The 21,800-nt window shown below is 70.9% G+C and carries 20 protein-coding genes and 1 riboswitch; of the genes, 16 read left to right on the top strand and 4 right to left on the bottom strand.

Annotated features, from left to right (window positions below; all coding sequences use genetic code 11):
- Nucleotides 1-35 precede the first annotated feature (35 nt).
- The 4 genes from ctaC to AC1Z4A_RS07470 all read left to right on the top strand — a co-directional run bounded on the left by ctaC (nt 36) and on the right by AC1Z4A_RS07470 (nt 4,491).
- Entirely contained in the window at nt 36-1,007 is a 972-nt protein-coding gene (ctaC, locus tag AC1Z4A_RS07485; RefSeq protein ID WP_483677057.1) for an aa3-type cytochrome oxidase subunit II, read from the top strand.
- Nucleotides 1,004-2,734 carry an aa3-type cytochrome oxidase subunit I gene (gene ctaD, locus AC1Z4A_RS07480; protein ID WP_483677056.1) on the top strand — a complete coding sequence of 577 codons (1,731 nt, stop codon included), beginning with the start codon at nt 1,004-1,006 and terminating at the stop codon, nt 2,732-2,734. Before ctaC ends, ctaD begins: the two co-directional genes overlap by 4 nt.
- A complete protein-coding gene (locus AC1Z4A_RS07475; protein WP_483677055.1) occupies nt 2,731-3,129 on the top strand; it encodes a cytochrome c oxidase subunit 4 in 399 nt (132 codons plus the stop codon). Before ctaD ends, AC1Z4A_RS07475 begins: the two co-directional genes overlap by 4 nt.
- Nucleotides 3,130-3,246: 117 nt before the next feature.
- Complete coding sequence (locus AC1Z4A_RS07470) at nt 3,247-4,491, top strand: L,D-transpeptidase (RefSeq protein ID WP_483677054.1); 1,245 nt, start codon at nt 3,247-3,249, stop codon at nt 4,489-4,491.
- A 25-nt stretch (nt 4,492-4,516) separates the two neighbouring features.
- Here the strand turns inward: AC1Z4A_RS07470 and AC1Z4A_RS07465 are convergent, their stop codons facing one another.
- The gene (locus AC1Z4A_RS07465; protein WP_483677053.1) at nt 4,517-4,918 is read right to left on the bottom strand and encodes a hypothetical protein; all 402 of its coding nucleotides are present in this window, start codon (nt 4,916-4,918) and stop codon (nt 4,517-4,519) included.
- 256 nt (nt 4,919-5,174) lie between these two features.
- Between AC1Z4A_RS07465 and ctaE the strand changes: the two genes are divergently transcribed.
- The 6 genes from ctaE (at nt 5,175) to AC1Z4A_RS07435 (ending at nt 12,371) form a co-directional block, all read left to right on the top strand.
- Nucleotides 5,175-5,795, top strand: a complete 621-nt coding sequence (gene ctaE, locus AC1Z4A_RS07460; RefSeq protein ID WP_099197454.1) for an aa3-type cytochrome oxidase subunit III — start codon at nt 5,175-5,177, stop codon at nt 5,793-5,795.
- Nucleotides 5,796-5,863: 68 nt separating this feature from the next.
- Nucleotides 5,864-6,673 (top strand): cytochrome bc1 complex diheme cytochrome c subunit, encoded by an 810-nt coding sequence (gene qcrC, locus AC1Z4A_RS07455; protein WP_483677052.1) that lies wholly within the window; start codon nt 5,864-5,866, stop codon nt 6,671-6,673.
- The gene (qcrA, locus tag AC1Z4A_RS07450) at nt 6,670-7,722 is read left to right on the top strand and encodes a cytochrome bc1 complex Rieske iron-sulfur subunit (protein ID WP_483677051.1); all 1,053 of its coding nucleotides are present in this window, start codon (nt 6,670-6,672) and stop codon (nt 7,720-7,722) included. The genes qcrC and qcrA overlap by 4 nt, the downstream gene beginning before the upstream one ends.
- Entirely contained in the window at nt 7,719-9,344 is a 1,626-nt protein-coding gene (gene qcrB / locus AC1Z4A_RS07445; protein ID WP_483677050.1) for a cytochrome bc1 complex cytochrome b subunit, read from the top strand. The genes qcrA and qcrB overlap by 4 nt, the downstream gene beginning before the upstream one ends.
- Before the next feature lie 174 nt (nt 9,345-9,518).
- On the top strand, nt 9,519-10,583 hold the full coding sequence (gene trpD / locus AC1Z4A_RS07440) for an anthranilate phosphoribosyltransferase (RefSeq protein WP_483677049.1): 1,065 nt from the start codon (nt 9,519-9,521) through the stop codon (nt 10,581-10,583).
- Nucleotides 10,584-10,773: 190 nt separating this feature from the next.
- Nucleotides 10,774-10,890: riboswitch (SAM riboswitch) on the top strand.
- A gap of 134 nt (nt 10,891-11,024) precedes the next feature.
- Nucleotides 11,025-12,371 (top strand): aminotransferase class V-fold PLP-dependent enzyme, encoded by a 1,347-nt coding sequence (locus tag AC1Z4A_RS07435; RefSeq protein ID WP_483677048.1) that lies wholly within the window; start codon nt 11,025-11,027, stop codon nt 12,369-12,371.
- A gap of 57 nt (nt 12,372-12,428) precedes the next feature.
- Here the strand turns inward: AC1Z4A_RS07435 and AC1Z4A_RS07430 are convergent, their stop codons facing one another.
- Both AC1Z4A_RS07430 and AC1Z4A_RS07425 read right to left on the bottom strand, forming a co-directional pair.
- Nucleotides 12,429-12,710 (bottom strand): Lrp/AsnC ligand binding domain-containing protein, encoded by a 282-nt coding sequence (locus AC1Z4A_RS07430; protein ID WP_483677047.1) that lies wholly within the window; start codon nt 12,708-12,710, stop codon nt 12,429-12,431.
- Nucleotides 12,707-13,426 carry a rhomboid family intramembrane serine protease gene (locus AC1Z4A_RS07425; RefSeq protein ID WP_483677046.1) on the bottom strand — a complete coding sequence of 240 codons (720 nt, stop codon included), beginning with the start codon at nt 13,424-13,426 and terminating at the stop codon, nt 12,707-12,709. Before AC1Z4A_RS07425 ends, AC1Z4A_RS07430 begins: the two co-directional genes overlap by 4 nt.
- A gap of 154 nt (nt 13,427-13,580) precedes the next feature.
- On the opposite strand from AC1Z4A_RS07425, the gene AC1Z4A_RS07420 reads away from it, so the two are divergent.
- From AC1Z4A_RS07420 to AC1Z4A_RS07400, 5 genes are all read left to right on the top strand, one after another.
- Nucleotides 13,581-13,820: a hypothetical protein gene (locus tag AC1Z4A_RS07420; protein WP_483677045.1), complete on the top strand. Its 240-nt coding sequence runs from the start codon at nt 13,581-13,583 to the stop codon at nt 13,818-13,820.
- 23 nt (nt 13,821-13,843) lie between these two features.
- On the top strand, nt 13,844-15,217 hold the full coding sequence (locus tag AC1Z4A_RS07415) for an NYN domain-containing protein (protein ID WP_483683532.1): 1,374 nt from the start codon (nt 13,844-13,846) through the stop codon (nt 15,215-15,217).
- 254 nt (nt 15,218-15,471) lie between these two features.
- The gene (locus AC1Z4A_RS07410; RefSeq protein ID WP_483677044.1) at nt 15,472-16,557 is read left to right on the top strand and encodes a C40 family peptidase; all 1,086 of its coding nucleotides are present in this window, start codon (nt 15,472-15,474) and stop codon (nt 16,555-16,557) included.
- 238 nt (nt 16,558-16,795) lie between these two features.
- Complete coding sequence (locus tag AC1Z4A_RS07405) at nt 16,796-17,872, top strand: C40 family peptidase (RefSeq protein ID WP_483677043.1); 1,077 nt, start codon at nt 16,796-16,798, stop codon at nt 17,870-17,872.
- Nucleotides 17,873-17,920: 48 nt separating this feature from the next.
- Nucleotides 17,921-19,165: a hypothetical protein gene (locus AC1Z4A_RS07400; protein WP_483677042.1), complete on the top strand. Its 1,245-nt coding sequence runs from the start codon at nt 17,921-17,923 to the stop codon at nt 19,163-19,165.
- Nucleotides 19,166-19,246: 81 nt separating this feature from the next.
- Here the strand turns inward: AC1Z4A_RS07400 and AC1Z4A_RS07395 are convergent, their stop codons facing one another.
- A complete protein-coding gene (locus AC1Z4A_RS07395; protein ID WP_483677041.1) occupies nt 19,247-20,488 on the bottom strand; it encodes a glycosyltransferase 87 family protein in 1,242 nt (413 codons plus the stop codon).
- A gap of 135 nt (nt 20,489-20,623) precedes the next feature.
- On the opposite strand from AC1Z4A_RS07395, the gene AC1Z4A_RS07390 reads away from it, so the two are divergent.
- On the top strand, nt 20,624-21,766 hold the full coding sequence (locus AC1Z4A_RS07390; RefSeq protein WP_483677040.1) for a glycosyltransferase family 4 protein: 1,143 nt from the start codon (nt 20,624-20,626) through the stop codon (nt 21,764-21,766).
- Nucleotides 21,767-21,800: the final 34 nt, after the last annotated feature.

The raw sequence follows: 21,800 nt of genomic DNA, 5'->3' as shown, positions 1-21,800 counted from the left end.
CGGCCGCACGGGCGAGACTCTCGGGAAGGCGCTACGTGAGTCCCAACGGCTCCGACCGCTCGTCGCGGCGCCCGGTGCGGCGGAAGCTGCTGCAGGCGCTGGCCGCGGGCGCTGTCCTGGCGACCGCCACCGGTTGCACATCGAAGGACTTCCCCCGCCTCGGCATGCCAACGCCCGTCACGGAAGAGGCGCCGCGGATCCTCTCCCTCTGGCAGGGCTCCTGGGCCGCGGCTCTCGCGGTCGGTGTCCTGGTGTGGGGCCTGATCATTTGGAGCGTCATCTTCCACCGGCGCAGCCGGAGCAAGGTGGAGGTCCCCGTCCAGACGCGGTACAACATGCCTCTCGAGGCGCTGTACACCGTGGTCCCGATCATCGCCGTGTCGGTGCTCTTCTACTTCACCGCGCGTGATGAGAACAAGCTTCTGACCAACCCGGAGAAGCCGCAGCACGTCATCAACGTGGTGGGCTTCCAGTGGAGCTGGGCGTTCAACTACATGGAGAACGTCGACGGCAACACCGCCACCCCGGCGAAGCCGCTCCGCGAGAACAAGGAGCTGGAGGCGATCCCGGACCGGTTCCTGAAGAAGGCCCCGGCCGGTGCCGAGGGTGTCTACGAGGTCGGCACGCCCGGCGAGCGGAACCCGCAGACCAACAACCCGGGCCCCACCCTGTGGCTGCCCAAGGGCGAGACGGTCGAGTTCGTCCTCACCTCGCGGGACGTCATCCACTCCTTCTGGGTGGTGCCGTTCCTGATGAAGCAGGACGTCATCCCGGGCCACACCAACAGCTTCACGGTGACCCCGAACAAGGAAGGCACCTTCCTGGGCAAGTGCGCCGAGCTGTGCGGCCAGGACCACTCCCGGATGCTCTTCAACGTCAAGGTCGTCTCTCCTGAGCGGTACCGGGCGCACCTGAAGGAGCTGGCGGACAAGGGCCAGACCGGTTACCAGCCGGCGGGCATCGCGCAGACGGATCACGCGAAGAACGCGGAGACCAAGAACAAGTGAGCATCCTCAACGAACCCCAGGGTGCCGCCGCCGCAACAGCCACGGCAGCACCACCCGTACGCCAGAAGCAGCCCGGGAATCAGGTCATCAAGTGGCTCACCACCACTGACCACAAGACGATCGGCACGCTGTACCTGGTCACGTCGTTCGCGTTCTTCTGCATCGGCGGCCTGATGGCGCTCCTCATGCGCGCCGAGCTGGCCCGTCCCGGCACGCAGATCATGTCGAACGAGCAGTTCAACCAGGCGTTCACGATGCACGGCACGATCATGCTGCTGATGTTCGCAACGCCGCTGTTCGCCGGATTCGCGAACTGGATCATGCCGCTGCAGATCGGTGCGCCCGACGTGGCGTTCCCGCGGCTGAACATGTTCGCCTACTGGCTCTACCTGTTCGGCTCGCTGATCGCGGTGGCCGGCTTCCTCACCCCGCAGGGTGCCGCCGACTTCGGTTGGTTCGCCTACTCCCCGCTGTCGGACGCGGTCCGCTCGCCGGGTGTCGGCGCCGACATGTGGATCATGGGTCTGGCCTTCTCCGGCTTCGGCACGATCCTCGGTTCGGTCAACTTCATCACCACGATCATCTGCATGCGCGCCCCGGGCATGACGATGTTCCGCATGCCGATCTTCACCTGGAACGTCCTGCTGACCGGTGTCCTGGTCCTGCTGGCCTTCCCGGTGCTGGCCGCCGCGCTGTTCGCCCTGGAGGCGGACCGCAAGTTCGGTGCACACGTCTTCGACGCGGCCAATGGCGGCGCATTGCTGTGGCAACACCTCTTCTGGTTCTTCGGCCACCCCGAGGTGTACATCATCGCCCTGCCGTTCTTCGGCATCATTTCCGAGATCATTCCGGTCTTCTCCCGGAAGCCGATGTTCGGTTACATCAGCCTCATTGCGGCGACGATTTCCATCGCCGGTCTGTCGGTGACCGTGTGGGCGCACCACATGTACGTCACGGGCGGTGTGCTGCTGCCGTTCTTCTCCTTCATGACCTTCCTGATCGCGGTCCCGACCGGTGTGAAGTTCTTCAACTGGATCGGCACCATGTGGAAGGGCTCGCTGTCCTTCGAGACCCCGATGCTCTGGGCCGTCGGCTTCCTGATCACCTTCACCTTCGGTGGTCTGACCGGCGTCATCCTGGCCTCGCCCCCGATGGACTTCCACGTCTCCGACTCGTACTTCGTCGTGGCGCACTTCCACTACGTCATCTTCGGTACGGTCGTCTTCGCGATGTTCGCCGGCTTCCACTTCTGGTGGCCGAAGTTCACCGGCAAGATGCTGGACGAGCGCCTGGGCAAGATCACCTTCTGGACGCTGTTCGTGGGCTTCCACGGCACCTTCCTGGTGCAGCACTGGCTGGGTGCCGAGGGCATGCCGCGCCGTTACGCGGACTACCTCGCCGCCGACGGCTTCACCACGCTGAACACCATCTCGACCATCAGCTCCTTCCTGCTGGGCCTGTCGATCCTGCCGTTCATGTACAACGTCTGGAAGACCGCCAAGTACGGCAAGAAGGTCGAGGTCGACGACCCGTGGGGCTACGGCCGCTCGCTCGAGTGGGCGACCTCCTGCCCGCCGCCGCGGCACAACTTCCTCACCCTGCCCCGGATCCGCTCCGAATCCCCGGCGTTCGACCTGCACCACCCCGAGATCGCGGCGCTCGAGCTCGAAGAGAACCCCGAGATGGCGGCCAAGGCCGTTGCGGGCGGCAAGGAGGCCGGCAAGTGAAGGTCCAGGGCAAGATGTTCATCTGGCTCTCCGTCTTCATCCTCGCCATGGCGATCGTCTATGGCGTGTGGGCGAAGGAGCCGGCCGGTGCCACTGCGCTCTTCCTGGCCTTCGGCCTGTGCGTCATGGTCGGTTACTACCTGGCGTTCACCGCGCGCCGGGTGGACACCGGCGCCGGGGACAACAAGAACGCGGACGTCTCCGACGACGCCGGTGAGCTGGGCTTCTTCGCCCCGCACAGCTGGCAGCCGCTGTCCCTGGCCCTCGGTGGCGCCCTGGCGTTCATGAGCATCTGCTTCGGCTGGTGGCTCATGTTCTTCTCGGCCCCGATCATCCTGATCGGCCTGTTCGGCTGGGTGTTCGAGTTCTACCGCGGCGAGAACCAGAACCAGTAGGTTCCGGCATCGCCCCTCGGGCCCCGCACACCGTCCGGTGTGCGGGGCCCGCTGCATGTCCACCCGTTCGTACGCACACCGCAAGCCGTGTCGCCGGAACCTTCCTACGGTGTGACCATGAGTCACTCACCTCGCATCCGCATGGTGCCGCTCTGCTTCCTCACGCTGGTCACCGTGGCGCTGGGGGCCGCCGCGTGCGGCTCGGGGAACCCGCTGGCCGCCCGGCCCTACGACGCCTCGGGGATGGTCGACATCGCCGGCACCCACGAGGGCCACAAGGCGGATCCGAGCAAGCCCCTGGAGGTGCGGGCGACCGGCGGCGACCGGATCACGGACGTCACCGCGACGGACGCCGCCGGGCGGTACATCAAGGGTGAGCTGGCTCCCGACGGCTCCACCTGGCACAGCACCGGCGCGCTCGCCGCCGGGGCCCACTACACCGTGCGGGTGAGCACCGAGGACGAGGACGGGGCCCAGGGCCGCCGCGTGATCGGTTTCGACACCAGCCCGGCCGACCGGCTGCTGAGGGTCGCGTTCGGCCCGCAGAGCGGCAAATACGGCGTCGGACAGCCCATCACCGCCGAGCTGAGCGCCCCCGTCCAGGACCCGGCCGCGCGGACCGTCGTCGAACGCACCCTCAAAGTCGAGTCGCAGCCCGTCGTCGAGGGCGCCTGGCACTGGGTGGACAACCGGACGCTGCACTACCGCCCCAAGGAGTACTGGCCCGCCCACTCCGTCGTCGAGGTGCGCGCCGGACTCGACGGCATCAAGGTGGGCGGCGGCCTCTACGGGGGTCCCTCCAAGCCCGTACGGCTCACCATCGGCGACCGGGTGGAGGCCGTCACCGACGCCGCCGCGCACTACATGACCGTGCTGAAGAACGGCCAGGAGATCCGCTCCATCCCGGTGACCACCGGAAAGCCCGGCTACGCCACCCGCAACGGGGTCAAGGTGATCCTGGGCCAGGAAGCCTTCGTACGCATGCGCGGCACCAGCATCGGCATCTCGGAGGACAGCGCGGACTCCTACGACCTGCCCGTCTACTGGGCCACCCGGGTCACCTGGAGCGGCGAGTACGTCCACGCCGCGCCCTGGTCCGTGGGGTCCCAGGGCGCGGACAACGTCAGCCACGGCTGCACCGGGATGAGCACCGAGAACGCCAAGTGGTTCTTCGACAACGTGCGCGTGGGCGACATCGTCAAGGTCGTGGGCAGCGCGGGCGCCACCATGACGCCCTTCGACAACGGCTTCGGCGACTGGAACATGCCCTGGAAGGAGTGGCGCGAGGGCAGCGCCCTGGCGGCGGGCAAGCGGGAGGGCGCCGACCCGGGCGACGCCGCCCCCCTCCGCCCCAGCGTGTGAACCGGCGGACGAACCGGCGGACGCGTCAGGCGCCGACGGCCGTACGCTGCCTCAGCAGCCCCGCCAGCGCCTCCGCGAAGGCCACCGGGTCCAGCGGGTGGGTCACCGCCGCGTCGGCCCGGCTCCAGGTCGCCAGCCAGGCGTCCTGCGGGCGGCCGATGAGCAGCAGCACGGGCGGGCAGCGGAACACCTCGTCCTTGAGCTGCCGGCACACCCCCATGCCGCCCGCCGGAGCCGTCTCCCCGTCCAGGACGCAGACGTCGACGCGGTAGTCCGCAAGGGTCTTCAGCACGGCGGGCAGGGTCGCGCACTCCAGGTACTCCACCGGCGGCACGTCGGCCGCGGGGCGCCGCCCGCCGGCCAGCCGCACCTGCTCGCGGGTGCTCGCGTCATCGCTGTAGACCAGCACCGTGGCAGTCGGCCGCATCGTTCCTCCAAGCTTGTGGCAGCACAGCTGTGGGTCGGACGTTGCGCGATGCTACTCCGCGGAAGGCCCCCGCGAGGAGGGTTGGACAGGCTCTCCAACTGCCCCGGAAGCAGCGCTTCCCCCCTTTGGGGGACGCTTCCGTCCCCCCTCGGGGTCGCCCGTGTGCAGCAAGGCGGGGGCCGTACGAGCAGTGCATACGGTCTTGACACACCGAACGGCACCCCCCGGAGTGAGCGCGAGATAAGCGACCGACATAATGTCGGTCGTGGCGACAGCAACAGCAACAGATACCGGGCACGCACACCCGTCGGTCAATCGACCGAACCTCACCAGCGTCGGAACCATCATCTGGCTGAGTTCCGAGCTGATGTTCTTCGCGGCCCTCTTCGCGATGTACTTCACCCTGCGATCGGTGATGGGTACCGACCACTGGAAGGAAATGGCGTCCGCGCTGAACCTTCCGTTCTCGGCCACCAACACCACGATCCTGGTGCTCTCCTCCCTCACCTGCCAGCTGGGCGTGTTCGCCGCCGAGCGGGGCGACGTGAAGAAGCTGCGCATGTGGTTCGTGGTCACCTTCGTGATGGGTGCCATCTTCATCGGCGGCCAGGTCTTCGAATACACCGATCTGGTGAAGGAGGAAGGCCTCTCGCTCTCCTCCGACCCGTACGGCTCGGTGTTCTACCTGACCACCGGCTTCCACGGCCTGCATGTGACGGGCGGTCTCATCGCCTTCCTGCTGGTCCTGGGCAGGACGTACGCGGCCAAGAGGTTCACCCACCACCAGGCGACGGCGGCCATCGTCGTGTCCTACTACTGGCACTTCGTCGACGTGGTGTGGATCGGCCTCTTCGCCACGATCTACTTGATCAAGTAATCGGTCCTGTCCCGCACCGGACCATCAGTCCAGCATCGACGCAGAAGATCCTGACACCGGGGTAATCCGTGAAAAAGCTCTCCGCACGACGACGCCATCCGCTGGCGGCGGTCGTCGTCCTACTCTTCGCGCTGGCGGTAACTGGGGGGCTGTACGCCGCGTTCGCGCCCGCGGACACGGCCAAGGCCGATGACACCGCCCAGTCCCTCGCCATCGAGGAGGGCAAGAAGCTCTACTCCGTGGGCTGCGCCAGCTGCCACGGCACCGGCGGTCAGGGCACCTCCGACGGGCCGAGCCTGGTCGGCGTGGGCTCCGCCGCCGTCGACTTCCAGGTCGCCACCGGCCGCATGCCGCTGCAGCAGCAGGGCGCGCAGGCGCCGCGCAAGAAGGCGATCTACTCCCAGGCCGAGATCGACCAGCTCGCGGCCTACATCGCCTCGCTCGGCGCGGGCCCCTCGGTCCCGAACAAGAGCCAGTACAGCCCCGAGGGCGCCGACATCGCCAAGGGTGGCGAGCTGTTCCGTACGAACTGCGCCCAGTGCCACAACTTCGTCGGCAAGGGCGGCGCGCTCTCGAACGGCAAGTACGCCCCGTCGCTCGAGGGCGTCAACCCGAAGCACATCTACGAGGCCATGCAGACGGGCCCGCAGAACATGCCTTCCTTCCCCGACACCACCATGTCGGAGAAGAACAAGAAGGACATCATCGCGTACCTCGACACGGTCAACAGCGACAAGACGAAGAGCCCGGGCGGCCTCGAGCTGGGCGGGCTGGGCCCGGTCAGCGAGGGTCTGTTCGCGTGGATCTTCGGTCTGGGCGCGCTGGTCGCCGTCGCCATCTGGGTCGCCGCCCACACCGCCAAGGCCAAGAAGTCATGAGTAGCCAAGACATTCCAGAAGAGACCCTGCCCAGCGCGCAGGGCGCGCACGAAGGCGCGGTAGCCACCGCGGGCGACCCGTTCGCCGACCCGGGACTGCCGCCGCACGAGCCCCGCATCCAGGACATCGACGAGCGGGCCGCCAAGCGCTCCGAGCGCGTGGTCGCCTTCCTGTTCACGCTCTCGATGCTGGCGACGGTCGGCTTCATCGCCTCCTATGTGACCCTTCCGGTCGACAAGAGCATCTACGTCTTCCCGATCGGTCACGTCAGCGCCCTGAACTTCGCGCTGGGGCTCACCCTCGGCGTGGCGCTGTTCTGCATCGGCGCGGGCGCGGTCCACTGGGCCCGCACCCTGATGTCGGACGTCGAGCACGCCGACGAGCGGCACCCGATCGAGGCCTCCCCGGAGGTCCGGGCCAAGGTGCTGGCCGACTTCAAGCAGGGCGCCGAGGAGTCCGGCTTCGGCCGCCGCAAGCTGCTGCGCAACACCATGTTCGGCGCGATGGCCCTGCTGCCGCTCTCCGCCGTGGTGCTCTTCCGCGACCTGGGCCCGCTGCCGGGCACCAAGCTGCGCAAGACCGCCTGGTCCGAGGGCAAGATGCTCATCAACCAGAACACGATGCAGCCGCTGCGTCCCGAGGACATCCAGGTCGGCTCCCTCACCTTCGCCATGCCCGAGGGCATGTCGGAGGAGGACCACGACTTCCAGCAGCAGATCGCCAAGGCCGCCCTGATGATCGTCCGGCTCCGCCCGGAGAACATCAAGGACAAGCGCTCGCTCGACTGGTCCGCGGACGGCATCGTCGCGTACTCCAAGATCTGCACGCACGTCGGCTGCCCGATCAGCCTCTACGAGCAGCAGACCCACCACGTGCTGTGCCCGTGCCACCAGTCCACCTTCGACCTCTCCGACGGCGGTCGCGTGATCTTCGGCCCGGCCGGCCACGCCCTTCCGCAGCTGCGGATCAAGGTCAATGACAAGGGCTACCTCGAGGCCATGGGCGACTTCGCCGAGCCCGTCGGTCCTGCCTTCTGGGAGCGCGGATGAGCACTGCAACCGATTCACGCCGCAAGGCGCCCGCGGGCGAGCGGGTCGCCGACTGGGCCGACGGCCGGCTGGGCATCTACAGCCTGGCCAAGGTCAACATGCGGAAGATCTTCCCGGACCACTGGTCCTTCATGCTGGGTGAGATCTGCCTCTACAGCTTCGTCATCATCATCCTCACGGGTGTGTACCTGACGATGTTCTTCCACCCCAGCATGAACGAGGTCGTGTACCACGGCTCGTACGAGCCGCTGCAGGGCCTGCAGATGTCGGAGGCGTTCAAGTCGACCGTCGACATCAGCTTCGACGTGCGGGGCGGTCTGCTCATCCGGCAGATCCACCACTGGGCCGCGCTGATCTTCCTGGCCGGCATGTTCGTGCACATGATGCGCGTCTTCTTCACCGGTGCGTTCCGCAAGCCGCGTGAGGTCAACTGGCTGTTCGGCTTCCTGCTGTTCGTCCTCGGCATGTTCACCGGCTTCACCGGTTACTCCCTGCCGGACGACCTGCTCTCCGGCACCGGTGTCCGGTTCATGGAGGGTGCGATCCTGTCGTTCCCGATCGTGGGCACGTACATCTCGATGTTCCTGTTCGGCGGCGAGTTCCCCGGCTCGGACTTCGTGCCGCGGTTCTTCTCGATCCACGTCCTGCTGCTGCCGGGCATCATGCTCGGCCTGCTGGTGGCGCACCTGATCCTGGTCTTCTACCACAAGCACACGCAGTTCCCCGGCCCCGGCCGGAAGAACGAGAACGTGGTCGGCATGCCGCTGCTGCCGGTCTACATGGCCAAGGCCGGAGGCTTCTTCTTCCTGGTCTTCGGTGTCATCGCGGCCATCGCGGCGATCGCCACGATCAACCCGATCTGGGCCATCGGCCCGTACCGTCCGGACCAGGTGTCCACCGGCGCCCAGCCCGACTGGTACATGGGCTTCGCCGAGGGTCTGATCCGTGTCATGCCGGGCTGGGAGATCAACGTCTGGGGCCACACGTTCGTCCTGGGCGTGTTCATCCCGATGATGATCTTCCCGGTGGTCCTCGCGGCCATCGCGGTCTACCCGTTCATCGAGTCCTGGGTCACCGGTGACAAGCGCGAGCACCACCTGCTCGACCGCCCGCGCAACGCCCCGACGCGCACCGCGTTCGGCGTGGCCTGGCTCACCGCCTACGGCGTGATGATGATCGGTGGTGGCAACGACCTGTGGGCGACCCACTTCCACCTGTCGATCAACGCCATCACCTGGTTCGTCCGCATCTCCTTCTTCGTCGGCCCGGTCCTCGCGTTCATCGCGACCCGCCGGATCTGCATGGGTCTGCAGCGCCGCGACAAGGACAAGGTGCTGCACGGCCGCGAGTCGGGCATCATCAAGCGCCTGCCGCACGGCGAGTTCGTCGAGGTCCACGAGCCGCTCTCGCAGGAGCAGCTGCACACCCTCACGGCGCACGAGCAGCCCAAGCCGCTCGAGCTGGAGCCCGAGGTCGACGAGAACGGCGTCGCCCGCAAGGCCGGTGCCGGCCAGAAGCTCCGCGTGAAGCTCTCGAAGGGCTTCTACGGCGAGGGGACGCACATCCCCAAGGCCACCGCGGAGGAGTACCACGAGATCACCAGCGGTCACGGTCACCACTGATCACGACACGGCTGATCTCCGCGCACTGATCACCAGACACTGATCGCCACGGCAAGAGCCCCGTCCAGCGCTTGGACGGGGCTCTTCGCCGTCCGCGATCTGGATAGGCTGGACGGGTATATCAGTGGACCCTCGCGCGTCCGTGCCGAGGGCCGACCACCAGGAGTGTGGACCATGAACGTTGCGACCCCGGCAGGCGGCGAGCGCTCGGTGGCCCCTTCCTGGCCCCGCCTCCTCGACGCCCTCCTCAACCGCGTGGACCTGACCGCGGACGACACCGCCTGGGCCATGGACCGGATCATGCGCGGCGAGGCCACCGACGCCCAGATCGCCGGCTTCGCGGTCGCGCTGCGGGCCAAGGGCGAGACCGTCGCCGAGATCTCCGGCCTGGTGCGGGCGATGTACGAGCACGCCAACCTGATCGAGGTGCCCGGCCCCAGCGTGGACATCGTCGGCACGGGCGGCGACGGCGCCAAGACGGTCAACATCTCCACCATGTCCTCGATCGTCGTGGCCGGGACGGGCGTGAAGGTCGTCAAGCACGGCAACCGCGCCTCCTCCTCCGCGAGCGGCGCCTCGGACGTCCTGGAGAAGCTGGGCGTCAACCTGGACCTGAAGCCGCACCGGGTGGTGGAGGTGGCCGAGGAGGCCGGCATCACCTTCTGCTTCGCGGTGAAGTTCCACCCCGCGCTGCGGCACGTGGCGGGGGCACGGCGCGAGTTGGGCATCCGTACGACCTTCAACGTGCTCGGCCCGCTGACCAACCCCGCGCGGGTGCGCGCCCAGGCGACCGGCGTCGCGGACGCCCGCATGGCGCCCATCCTGGCCGGGGTGCTCGCCGAGCGCGGCTCCTCGGCGCTGGTCTTCCGCGGCGACGACGGGCTGGACGAGCTGACCACGACGGCGACCTCGCGGGTGTGGATCGTCCGCGACGGCTCGGTGCGGGAGGAGCCCTTCGACCCCCGTGACGTGGGGATCCCCCTGGTCCCGGTGGACGCCCTGCGGGGTGCGGACGCCTCGTACAACGCGGATGTGGCGCGGCGGGTGCTGGGTGGGGAGACGGGGCCGGTGCGGGATGCGGTGCTGCTGAACTCGGCTGCGGCGTTGGTGGCGTTGGCGCCCACGGAGGCTCCACTGGTGGAGCAGATCACGGCTGCGATGGTCCGGGCGGCGGAGTCGATCGACTCGGGGGCGGCGCGGCGGGTGCTGGAGCGGTGGGTGGCGGCGAGCAACGCGTAGGGCGCGCCTGCGGCGGGCCTTTCCCCACCCCGCCCCTTCCCGTAAACGGGGGCTCTGCCCCCGGACCCCCGGTCCTCAAACTCCCCCAGCTACCGCTGGGAGGTGCCCCCAGACGGGCTGAAAATTCAGCCCGTCCGGCGTTTGAAATGAAACCCCCGCCCACCCCAACCTGTGCCATACTCCTCCGCAAGGTCACGAGTGACAGCGACACGGCCCCGGCCCGCTGTCCGGCAACCCTCCTTCCGTGGCGGGGTGCCCCGGGTGATGACCAGGTCGCAGGCAGCAGAGCCTGTGGCAAGCGCGGATCCCTCGCCAGGGATCCTGGTTGTCGAGGGAGAACTTCCGTGATGCAGCGAATGCGCTAGGGCTCCGAGAGCCCTTTTCCGTACACCCTTCACCCTTTACCCCCTTGAATTCGCCTGCCTCGTACGGGAGTTCGCCATGCCTGTCCTCACCCTCTCCCCGCTGCCCGTTCTGGGAAGCAATGTCCGCGTGCCGCTCGTCACCGGAGGCGAGGTGACGTACGCGGCGCTCGACTACGCCGCCAGCGCCCCGGCCCTGCAGCGCGTGTGGGACGACGTGGCCGCGTACGCGCCCTACTACGGCAGCGTGCACCGCGGCGCCGGGTACCTCTCGCAGCTCTCCACCGAACTCTTCGAGAACAGCCGGGCCGCCGTCGCGGAGTTCCTCGGCTGCCGCCCGGGCGACCAGGTCGTGTTCACCCGGTCCACCACCGACTCGCTCAACCTCCTCGCGGCCGTACTGCCCGCCGACTGCCAGGTGTTCGTCTTCGAGACCGAGCACCACGCCGCGCTGCTGCCCTGGCCCGCCGGCCGCGTCACCTGCCTGGACGCCCCGCGCTCGCCCCGGGCGGCGGTCGAGGCCCTGGAGCGGGCCCTGGCCGGCCGTGACCCCCACGGGCCCGCCCTGGTCTGTGTGACCGGTGCGTCCAACGTCACCGGCGAGCTGTGGCCCGTGCGCGAACTGGCCGCGGCCGCCCATGCCCACGGTGCGCGGATCGTGCTGGACGCTGCGCAGCTGGCGCCGCATCACCCGGTGGACATCGGGGAGTTGGACGTCGACTGGGTGGCCTTCTCGGGGCACAAGCTGTACGCGCCGTTCGGCTCCGGCGTCCTGGCCGGGCGCGCGGACTGGCTGCGGGCGGCGGAGCCGTACCTGGCGGGCGGGGGCGCGAGCCGCCGGGTCGCGCGGCGCGCCGGCGGGGGAGTGGACGTCGAGTGGCACGCCACCGCCGCGCGGCACGAGGCCGGTTCGCCCAACGTCATCGGCGCCTACGCCATCGCCTCCGCCTGCAAGGCGCTCGCCGAGGCGGGCTTCGGCCGGCTGGTCGAGCGCGAGCGGCGGCTGGTGGCGGAGGTCCGGGCCGGACTGGCCCGGGTGCCCGGGGTGCGGGTGCTGTCGCTGTTCGGCGACGACGCACCGCGCGTGGGCGTCATCTCCTTCGTCGTGGACGGCTGGAACAGCTCCCACTTCGCCGCCGCGCTGTCCGCCGAGTACGGCATCGGCGTCCGCGACGGCCTGTTCTGTGCGCACCCGCTGGTCCGCACGCTGCTGGGCGGGGACCGGGCGGAGCCGGGCGAGTGCGGGGCGCCCGACGAGGGGCAGTCGCTGAACGCCGTCCGGGTCAGCTTCGGCGCCGGGACGCCCGACGAGCACGTCGAGCGGTTCGTCCGGGCCGTCGGGGAGCTGGTGGCGAACGGCGCCCGGTGGCTCTACCGCACCGAGGGCGGCCGCTGCGTCCCGGACACCGCGGCCGTGGCGGGCTGAACCGCCGGATCGGGCCGGTCCGTTGCCGCCGTGCGGGCGTGCGGGCCGGCCGGTCCGTCAGCTGTCGAGGCCGATCGCGAACGCGGCCTCGAGGTCGTGGTGGGAGTAGGTGCGGAAGGCAATGTGGGTCTCCGTCGAGGCCACGCCCGGCACCTTGCTGATCCGGCCCGGGATGAGGTCCGCGAGGTCGTCGTGGCGGGCCACCCGCACCAGCGCGATCAGATCGGCCCCGCCGGTGACCGAGTAGACCTCGCTGACGCCCTCGATGGCGGCGATGGTCTCGGCGATCTCGGGAATCCGGTCCACGTCGGTCTTGATGAGCACGATCGAGGTGATCACGTCGCTTTGTCTCCTTCGGTGGACCTGGTTGCGCCCTTCACTTTAGCCGCACGGCTCCCGCACACCCAGGCGAAGCCGAAGCCGAGCGCGAAGCCCACGACGTGGGCGAGATAGGCGACCCCGGGCCGTCCCGCCGCCGTGCCGGCCGCCAGCCACTGGAGGACGAACCAGAACAGCAGCACGGCCCAGGCGGGCAGCCGCAGCGGCAGGAAGAAGAGGAACGGCAGGAGGCTGGTGACGCGCGCCCTGGGGAAGAGATAGAGGAACGCGCCGAGCACGCCGGAGACGGCGCCGGACGCCCCCACGAGCGTACGGCCGGAGTCGGCGTGCACGGCTGCGTAGCCGAGCAGGGCGAGACAGCCGGTCACGAGGTAGCACAGGGCGAAGGAGGAACGGCCCATGCGCGCCTCGGTCATTGCGCCGAAGACATAGAGGAAGAGCATGTTGCCCAGCAGGTGCAGCCAGTTGCCGTGGACGAACAGCGCCGTGAACGGGGTGCCGAGAGCCAGGGGGGAGCCCAGCCACAGCTCCCGCGGCACGACGCCCCAGCGCTCGAAGTAGGCGCTCTGGGCCGCCTGGAGCGCGGCCCCGGTGCCGTAGGCCGGGTTGAGGCCGGACATCGGCCCGACCAGGAAGACCGCGCCGCAGACGGCCAGGATTGTCCACGTCACCACGGGGGTGCCGGTTCTGCCCGGGTGCTCTGCGTTCTCGATCATGGCCAGATCATGGCGTACCGGGCGCAACCGGACCGGAGCGCCTCGCCGGGCGTTCGGCTACGGCCGGTGGCACCGCCCCGGGTGACCACCAGGCCGTAGGGTTACGGGGAGCACCTCGCAGACCGCAGACCACTCGACGAGGACGGACGACACGATGGGCGTACCCCAGCCGACTGCCGGCACCCGGTGGCGCTGCACGCTGTGCGGCAACCTGACGCGCTTCGACGTGACCCGGACGACCAGGTCCGTCGACTTCGTGCACCTGGATCTGGCCGGAGAGCCGACGGTTGAGGAGCGCGAGGTGGTCAGTGAGACGATCGAGTCGGTGCGGTGCCGTTGGTGCAACGCGGTCGACCAGATCGAGCTGGTGGACCGGCCGGGCGCACATGCCTGAAGAACGGGAGCGATGAAGCGGTGGTGGAGCACACGGGCGACGGCGTGGAGGCGGCCGGTGACGCCGGCGGGGCCGACGACGGCGTCAGCGAGGTGCTCGACCGCCCGTTGCCGGAGGGGATCCGGCGCAAGGTCATCGGGCTGGTCGCGGAGGCCTTCGGCGGTCTGACGGTCGCCGAACTCCCGGCCCAGCTGCGGCAGTACGCGCGGTTCACGCCCAGCCGGCGGGCCAAGTTCGCGGGCAACGCCATGGCGGCCGCGGTGGAGGGCGACCCCGCCTTCCGGCAGCGGATCTCCGCGCGGCTGCGCGAGCTGGAGTCCGAGCTGGTCGAGGCGCTGGACGCCGGTTCGCCGCCGGCCGCCGCGGACCCCGAGGACGTGGCGGCCATGGCCTTCGTGCTGCGGCCGGCGGGCTGGGTCAAGCTGGTCACGGCGGCCGGCGAGGAGGCCCAGCGGGCGAGCGCCGAGCGGGCCGGCGAGGAGACCCGGCGCGAGCTGGAGCGGCTGCACGAGGAGCTGGCGGCGGCACGGGCCGAGGCGAAGGCGGAGGCCGAGCGGGTCCGCGGCGAGCTGGACGCGGCCCGCCGGGAGGCCGAGTCGCTGCACCGCAAGCTGCGCAGTGCGCAGAGCGACGTGCGGCGCGGCGAGGCGGCGCTGCGCAAGGTGCAGGCGGAGCTGGAGGCCGTGCGCGCGGAGGCGGCCGCAGAGAAGGCGGCGGCCTCGGGCGAGACCCGGCGGTTCAAGGCGCGGCTGGCAGAGGCCGAGGCGGCCCTGGAGGCGAGCCGCCGGGCCGCCCGTGAGGGGCGCAGCGTGGAGGACGTGCGGCTGCGGCTGCTGCTGGACACGGTGCTGGACGCGGCGCAGGGGCTGCGGCGCGAGCTGGCGCTGCCCCCGGTGTCGGTGCCCCCGGCGGACACGGTGGACGCGGTGCGGCCGGGCACGATGACGCCCAAGGACATTGCGACGAGGGCACTGTCGGAGACCGATCCCGCCCTGCTCGACCAGCTGCTGGCGCTGCCTCAGGCGCATCTGGTCGTCGACGGCTACAACGTCACCAAGACCGGTTACCCGACGATGCCGCTGGACAAGCAGCGGCTGCGGCTGCTGGGCGGGCTGGCGATGCTCGCCGCACAGACGGGCGCGGAGGTGACCTGCGTCTTCGACGGCGCCGAGCTGGCCGCGCCGGTGCTGCTGGCACCGCCGCGCGGGGTGCGGGTGCTGTTCAGCAAGCCGGGTGTGACGGCCGACGAGCTGATCCGGCAGCTGGTCCGGGCGGAGCCGCCGGGCCGTCCGGTGGTGGTGGTCTCCACGGACCGCGAGGTGGCGGACGGCGTCGCCAAGGCGGGCGCGCGGCCGGTCGCATCGGCGCTGCTGCTCAAGCGACTTGCGCGCACCTGACCGGTACCCGGCTGTCCGGCTTGTGCCTATCCGACCGTCAAGTCCCCGCTACTGACCGTCGAGTATTGGCAAAGGATGCAACGGCCGGTGCAGATTTTTCGTCAGAGAATTTGAAAGGATCATATTCCGCTCACTAGGGTCGGGCCTCGAACCTTCGCGCGGTGATCATCCATTCGGGGTGGCGGTGAAGGTCCCGCCATGCGCGCGGAGTCCGGCGCGGCAGGCGGCCGAGAGATGAAAAGGAGCTTGTCTCCGTGGGGTCCCACCGTCGTCCCAAGCCGCCGTCCCGTTCCCGGGTGACCTTCCTGACCGCGACCGCCGCCGCGACCGTCGCGCTCTCGGCCCAGGCGGCGTACGCCGACGGCCCCCAGATGTCCAAGGCGGAAGCCAAGGACAAGGTCGACAAGCTCTACGAAGAGGCGGAGCAGGCCACCGAGAAGTACAACGGGGCCAAGGAGCAGAAGGACAAGCTGGAGAAGGAGGTCAGCGACCTCCAGGACAAGGTCTCACGCGGTCAGGAGGAGCTGAACAAGCTCCGCAACGCCCTCGGCGGGGTGGCCACGGCCCAGTACCGCAGCGGCTCCATAGACCCCACCCTCCAGCTGCTGCTCTCCTCCGACCCGGACAGCTACCTGGACAAGGCCTCCACGCTCAGCCAGCTGAGCGCCAAGCAGGCCGACGCGCTCCGGCTGATAGCCGACAAGCAGCGCACCCTCAAGCAGCAGCGCGAGGAGGCCGCCCGCAAGCTGGCCGACCTCGAGTCCACGCGCAAGGCCGCGGCCGAGCGCAAGGACGAGGTCCAGGGCAAGCTGGCCGAGGCCCAGCAGGTGCTCAACGGCTTCACCGAGAAGGAGCGCGCCGAGATCACCGGCGCGGACAAGAGCGCCGACGGCAGCAAGGGCGGGGACAGCGCGAGTAGCGGCAAGAGCGGCGGCAAGGCCGGCTCCGGCGGCGGCTCCTCCAGCCGCCCGAACATCCCCGCCGGTTCCGGCCGGGGTGCCGCCGCGCTGGCGGCGGCCGAGAGCCAGGAGGGCAAGCCGTACAGCTACGGCGCGACCGGGATGGACTCCTGGGACTGCTCCGGGCTCACGCAGTGGGCGTACGGGCAGGCGGGCGTCTCCCTCCCCCGGATCTCCCAGGACCAGGCCAACGCCGGCACCCGGATCTACGACCAGAGCCAGCTCAAGCCCGGCGACCTGGTGATCTTCTACGGCGACCAGCACCACGTGGGCCTCTATGCGGGCAACGGCCAGGTCTTCCACGCCCCGCGGACCGGTGCGTTCGTCCGCTACGAGGCCATGAGCAACATGCCCTTCCAGTTCGGCGTCCGCGTGGGCTGACGCCCCCGCCGCCCCGCCGCGCCACACCGCCCGTTCGGGCGAATCGCGGCGTCGCGCGCCGACTCCGCGCCCCGCCGGTGACCTGCGTCTCCGGTGGGGCGTCAGTTTTCCCACCCCGTAAGGTCTTTGAACGGAAGGTGAGCGCGCCGCTACTGTCTGCCGCGCGGTGCCCCGTCGGCGACCGCCCGTCAACCGGGTGGACAGGGCCCGCACACAGTGGAAGGAAGTGCGGCACCCCGTGGCGTCCCATCGCCGTCCGATGCATTCCGGTCTCACCCAGAGTGTCCGGGTCACCGTCCTGTCCGCCGCCGTGGCCACCGCCGCGGCCGCCTTCTCGGCGGCCCCGGCGACCGCCCGGCCCGGTGACACCGCCGAGGACGGCCACGGCTCCGGGACGGTGAAGGCACAGCTCGACCGGCTCTACGAACAGGCCGAGCGAGCCACCGAGCGCTTCAATGCGGCGGGCGAGCGGGCCGACGCCCTGAAGGAACAGGTGGAACAGGCCGCGGACCAGGTCGCGCGCGGCCAGGAGAAGGTCAACCGGATGCGTGCCGCGCTCGGCATGATCGCCACCGCCCAGTACCGCAACGGAGCCGTCGACCCGGCCCTCCAGCTGCTGCTCTCCTCCGACCCCGAGGGCTACCTCGACCGCGCCAGCACCCTCGACCGCGTCACCGGCCGCCAGGCCGAGCAGCTGCGTGCCCTCCTCACCGCGCAGCGCACGCTGCGCCAGCAGCGCCAGGAGGCCGCCCGCACGCTCGCGGAGCTGGAGGACAGCCGCAAGGCCGTCGAGCAGCACAAGCAGGAGGTCGAGCGGAAGCTGTCCGCAGCGCGCCGCCTGCTGAACGCCCTGCCGGAGCAGGACCGGGCGGAGTACGCCCGCGCCTCGCGCTCCGGCGAGCGATCCGGTGAGCGCTCCGGCGGCGGTCTGTTCCGGTCCGCCCTGCCGGACCTCTCCGCCCTCGGCTCCGGCCGCGGCGCGGCCGCGGCCATGGCGGTCCGCTCGGCGATCGGCTCCCCGTACGCCTGGGGGGCCACCGGGCCGGGCGCCTTCGACTGCTCGGGGCTGATGCAGTGGGCGTACGGGCGGGCCGGGGTCGGTCTGCCGCGTACCTCGCAGGCGCAGCGCAACGCGGGTCACCACGTCTCGCTGGCCGAGGCCCGGCCCGGCGACCTGGTGATCTACCGGGACGACGCCAGCCACGTGGGCATGTACGTGGGCAACGGCCAGGTCGTGCACGCCCCCTACCCGGGCGCCCGGGTGCGCTACGACCGCGCCGACATGATGCCGATCTCCTCCGTCACCCGGCCCTGACCGTGCCCTGACCCCGGCTCCGGGGCCCCCGGCTCGTACGATGCGGGCGTGACGGGCGGCTGGAGGCGGAGCGGGCGGCGGGCGGCATGCTGCCTGGCGGCCGTGCTGCTCGCCCTCCAGACCCTGGCCGGATGCGGCCCGTCCGGCGGCGGCGCGGATGCCGGGGAGACCAGCATGCAGCGGCTGCTGGACCGGTGGTCCGCCGCGGTCCGGGACCGGGACGAGAGCGCCTATCTGGCCGCCGTCGACCCGGAGGCCGCGGACTACCGGGCCGAGCGGCGCCGGGTCTTCGCGAGCCTGGCGGCCGTGCCGCTCGCCTCCTGGGAGTACCGGCTGGTCCGCACCGGGGGCTTCACCCCCGCGCCCGGCTCCGGCCGGCGGGTCGCCGCCCGGGCCGAACTCCGCTACCGGCTCGCCGGATACGACAGCGCGCCGGTCGCCGCCGGGATCCGGCTGACGCTGGTGGAGCGGGACGGCCGCTGGTACGTGGCCGGGCAGGACACCCGGGAGGGCGGCGCGCAGCTGTGGGAGCAGGGCGAGGTCACGGCCGTGCGCGGCCGGCACAGCCTGGTCCTCGGGGCCGGGCAGGACCGGGACCGGCTCCGGGCGCTGGCGGACCTCGCGGACCGGGCGGTGCCGGATGTGGCCGCCGCATGGCGGGGCGACTGGTCCGGCCGGGTCGTGGTGGAGATGCCCGCCTCGCTGGACCGCATGGCGGCGCTGCTGGGCGCGCCCGCGGCCGGCTACCGGGGCATCGCGGCCGTCACCACCGGGGAGGCGGGTGGCGCCGGGGCGGCGCCCGCGGACCGGATCATCGTCAATCCCGAGGCGTACGGGACGCTCGGCGACTTCGGCCGCCGGATCGTGCTCACGCACGAGACCGCCCATGTCGCCACGCGCGCGGCGACCTCGCCCGCCACGCCGCTGTGGCTCTCCGAGGGCTTCGCCGACTGGGCCGCCTACCGTGGCACCAGCCGCACGGCCCGCCAGGCGGCACCCGAACTGGCCGCTGCCGTGGCCTCCGGCCAGGCCCCGCAGTCGCTGCCGGAGGACGCGGACTTCGGCTTCACCGGGGAGGCGGGGCGGCTGGCGCGCGCGTACGAGGGGGGCTGGCTGGCGTGTCGGATGATCGCGGAGGAGTGGGGCGAGGAGAAGCTCGTGGCGTTCTACCGGGCGGTGGGGGCGCGGAAGGGGCGGGCGGGGGCGGTGGAGGGGGCGTTGCGGGAGGTGCTGGGGACGGATCTGTTGGGGTTGACGGCCAGGTGGCGGTCATACGTGGCCGGCGCCTTTTGATCCCCCACCCCGCCCCTTCCCGTAACCGGGGGGCTCCGCCTCCCGGACCCCCCGGTCCTCAAACGCCGGACGGGCTGGATTTCACCCCGGCACCAGTGCCGACTCCCGTTCCGCCGGCGGCTCCGGCTCCTCCGTTGCCGTGTGTCGCTCCGTCACCGTCTCGCGCCACAGCCGCGTGCACGACAGCAGCGTCGCCACCACCAGCAGCCCGTTCCGCAGCGTCAGTGTCGCCACCCCCAGCTTGTCGCTGGCGACCACGTGCGAGAACCAGATGGGGAATTCGAGCTGGGTCAGCGGTGTGGCCAGGAGCACCAGGAACACCGGGAGTCCCTGCCGGGGCGTACGCATCGTCACGCACACCGCGGCCAGGCCGATCAGCCACACCATGTACTGCGGGCTGATCACCCGGCTCGTCGTGGTGAACAGCAGCACCGCCGCGAACGCCGCGTCGTACAGCGTCGTCGGCGTGAAGCGGCGCGCCCGCACCCGCCACAGCAGCAGCCACGCGAAGGCGAGCACGCTCAGCCCCAGCGCCAGCGCGCTCACCGCGTGGACGTGCCGGCCGAGAAACTCCACCGAGCCGTAGTTCAGCCGCGCCTTGCCGTGCCAGCCGAAGTGCCGCGCCAGGTGGAAGACCAGCGAGCCCAGGGACTCCACCTCCGTGCCCCGGTCCCGCTGGAAGGTCAGGAAGGCCAGCGCCCCCGGCATCGCCGCCGCGAAGAACATCGTCAGCACCATCGCCGTGAGCACCGCCGAGCCCCACACCGAGCGGGTGCGGGCCCCGCGCGAGGTGCCCGCGAGCAGCAGCACGGGCCACACCTTCAGCAGCGCCCCGAGGCCCACCAGCGCCCCCGCCAGCCGGGTCCGGCGCCCGGCGGCCAGCAGGGCCGCGACCGCGACGGCCGTGACCATGACGTCGTAGCGGGCGTAGACGATCGGGCCCAGCAGCGGCACCCCGGCCACCCACACCCACACCCCCAGCGGGCTGCGCGTCCCGCCCCGCACCGCGTACAGGAGCAGGCCCATGACCGCGGCGTCCGCCAGGAAGCACATCACGAAGAACGCCGGGGCGTAGCCGAGGAAGGGCAGCAGCCCGGGTGCGAGTACGGCCAGCGCGGCGGCCGGCGGGTACTGCCACGTCACGTCGTCGTACGGGAAGATCCCGGTGCGCAGCACCCCGTACCAGCCCTGGTAGATCACCTCGATGTCGACGGAGACGTCCGAACCCGGCAGGACCCACACCCGGAACACGCACATCAGCAGAACGGCCCGGGTGACGGCCCACACCACGATCGAGAGCCGCAGACCTGTGCCCGACACCATTTCCCACCTCGCCACCACTCGCCGCACATGCGCCGTCACAGGAAGGAATGATGCCGGTCGAGGGGGCCGGTGCGCGACGACGTGGCGGGAAGCGGCGCGGACTGCGCCCGATCGCACCCGGTACTGTCGGCGGCGATGCACAAGACCCTGATCGTCACCAATGACTTCCCGCCGCGGCCCGGCGGCATCCAGGCGTTCCTGCACAACATGGCGCTGCGCCTGGACCCGGCGGGCATCGTGGTCTACGCCTCCACCTGGAAGCGGAGCCGCGAGGGCGTCGACGCCACCGCCCGCTTCGACGCGGAGCAGCCCTTCCCGGTCGTCCGGGACCGGACGACCATGCTGCTGCCCACGCCCCGGGTGACCCGGCGCGCCGTCTCCCTGCTGCGCGAGCACGGCTGCACCTCCGTGTGGTTCGGGGCCGCCGCGCCGCTGGGCCTGATGGCCCCGGCGCTGCGCCGGGCGGGCGCCCGGCGGCTGGTCGCCACCACGCACGGGCACGAGGCGGGCTGGGCCCAGCTGCCCGGCTCCCGGCAGCTGCTGCGGCGGATCGGCGAGGGCACCGACACGATCACCTATCTGGGTGAGTACACGCGGTCGCGGATCGCCTCCGCGCTGACGGACGAGGCGGCGGCCCGGATGGTGCAACTGCCGCCGGGCGTGGACGAGAAGACCTTCCACCCCGACTCGGGGGGCGATGCGGTCCGGGCCCGGCTGGGGCTGGCCGACCGGCCCGTGGTGGTCTGCGTCTCGCGGCTCGTGCCGCGCAAGGGACAGGACACGCTGATCGAGGCCATGCCGCGGATCCTCGCGGCCGTGCCGGACGCGGTGCTGCTGATAGTGGGCGGCGGGCCGTACGCCGCGGATCTGCAGAAGCTGGCCGCCGAGCGGGGCGTCGCACATGCCGTGCGCTTCACCGGGGCGGTTCCGTGGGAGGAGCTGCCCGCCCACTTCGGCGCCGGCGACGTCTTCGCGATGCCGTGCCGCACGCGCCGGGGCGGGCTGGACGTCGAAGGCCTCGGCATCGTCTACCTGGAGGCCTCGGCGACGGGGCTGCCGGTGGTGGCCGGGGACTCCGGGGGAGCGCCCGACGCGGTGCTGGAGGGGGAGACGGGGTACGTGGTGCGGGGCGGCTCCGCGGCGGAGACGGCGGACCGGATCGTGACGCTGCTCCGGGATCCGGAGCTTCGGCGGCGGATGGGGGAGCGGGGGCGGGAGTGGGTCGAGGAGCGGTGGCGGTGGGACCTGCTGGCGGAGCGGCTGCGGGGGCTGCTGTAGGGGGTTCCGTAACCGGGGGCTCCGCCCCCGGACC

The sequence above is a fragment of the Streptomyces sp. 17_S59 genome, assembly GCF_056930295.1.
Note: the sequence above shows the minus strand (reverse complement) of the source record. Positions and strands in the feature narration are given on the sequence as shown.

What these genes read in the sequence shown, in the direction of transcription:
- AC1Z4A_RS07470 (WP_483677054.1), top strand. Translation starts at nt 3,247, where the DNA reads ATGAGTCACTCACCTCGCATCCGCATGGTGCCGCTCTGCTTCCTCACG.
- AC1Z4A_RS07465 (WP_483677053.1), bottom strand. Translation starts at nt 4,918, where the DNA reads ATGCGGCCGACTGCCACGGTGCTGGTCTACAGCGATGACGCGAGCACC.
- ctaE (WP_099197454.1), top strand. Translation starts at nt 5,175, where the DNA reads ATGTCGGTCGTGGCGACAGCAACAGCAACAGATACCGGGCACGCACAC.
- qcrA (WP_483677051.1), top strand. Translation starts at nt 6,670, where the DNA reads ATGAGTAGCCAAGACATTCCAGAAGAGACCCTGCCCAGCGCGCAGGGC.
- qcrB (WP_483677050.1), top strand. Translation starts at nt 7,719, where the DNA reads ATGAGCACTGCAACCGATTCACGCCGCAAGGCGCCCGCGGGCGAGCGG.
- trpD (WP_483677049.1), top strand. Translation starts at nt 9,519, where the DNA reads ATGAACGTTGCGACCCCGGCAGGCGGCGAGCGCTCGGTGGCCCCTTCC.
- AC1Z4A_RS07435 (WP_483677048.1), top strand. Translation starts at nt 11,025, where the DNA reads ATGCCTGTCCTCACCCTCTCCCCGCTGCCCGTTCTGGGAAGCAATGTC.
- AC1Z4A_RS07425 (WP_483677046.1), bottom strand. Translation starts at nt 13,426, where the DNA reads ATGATCGAGAACGCAGAGCACCCGGGCAGAACCGGCACCCCCGTGGTG.
- AC1Z4A_RS07420 (WP_483677045.1), top strand. Translation starts at nt 13,581, where the DNA reads ATGGGCGTACCCCAGCCGACTGCCGGCACCCGGTGGCGCTGCACGCTG.
- AC1Z4A_RS07395 (WP_483677041.1), bottom strand. Translation starts at nt 20,488, where the DNA reads ATGGTGTCGGGCACAGGTCTGCGGCTCTCGATCGTGGTGTGGGCCGTC.
- AC1Z4A_RS07390 (WP_483677040.1), top strand. Translation starts at nt 20,624, where the DNA reads ATGCACAAGACCCTGATCGTCACCAATGACTTCCCGCCGCGGCCCGGC.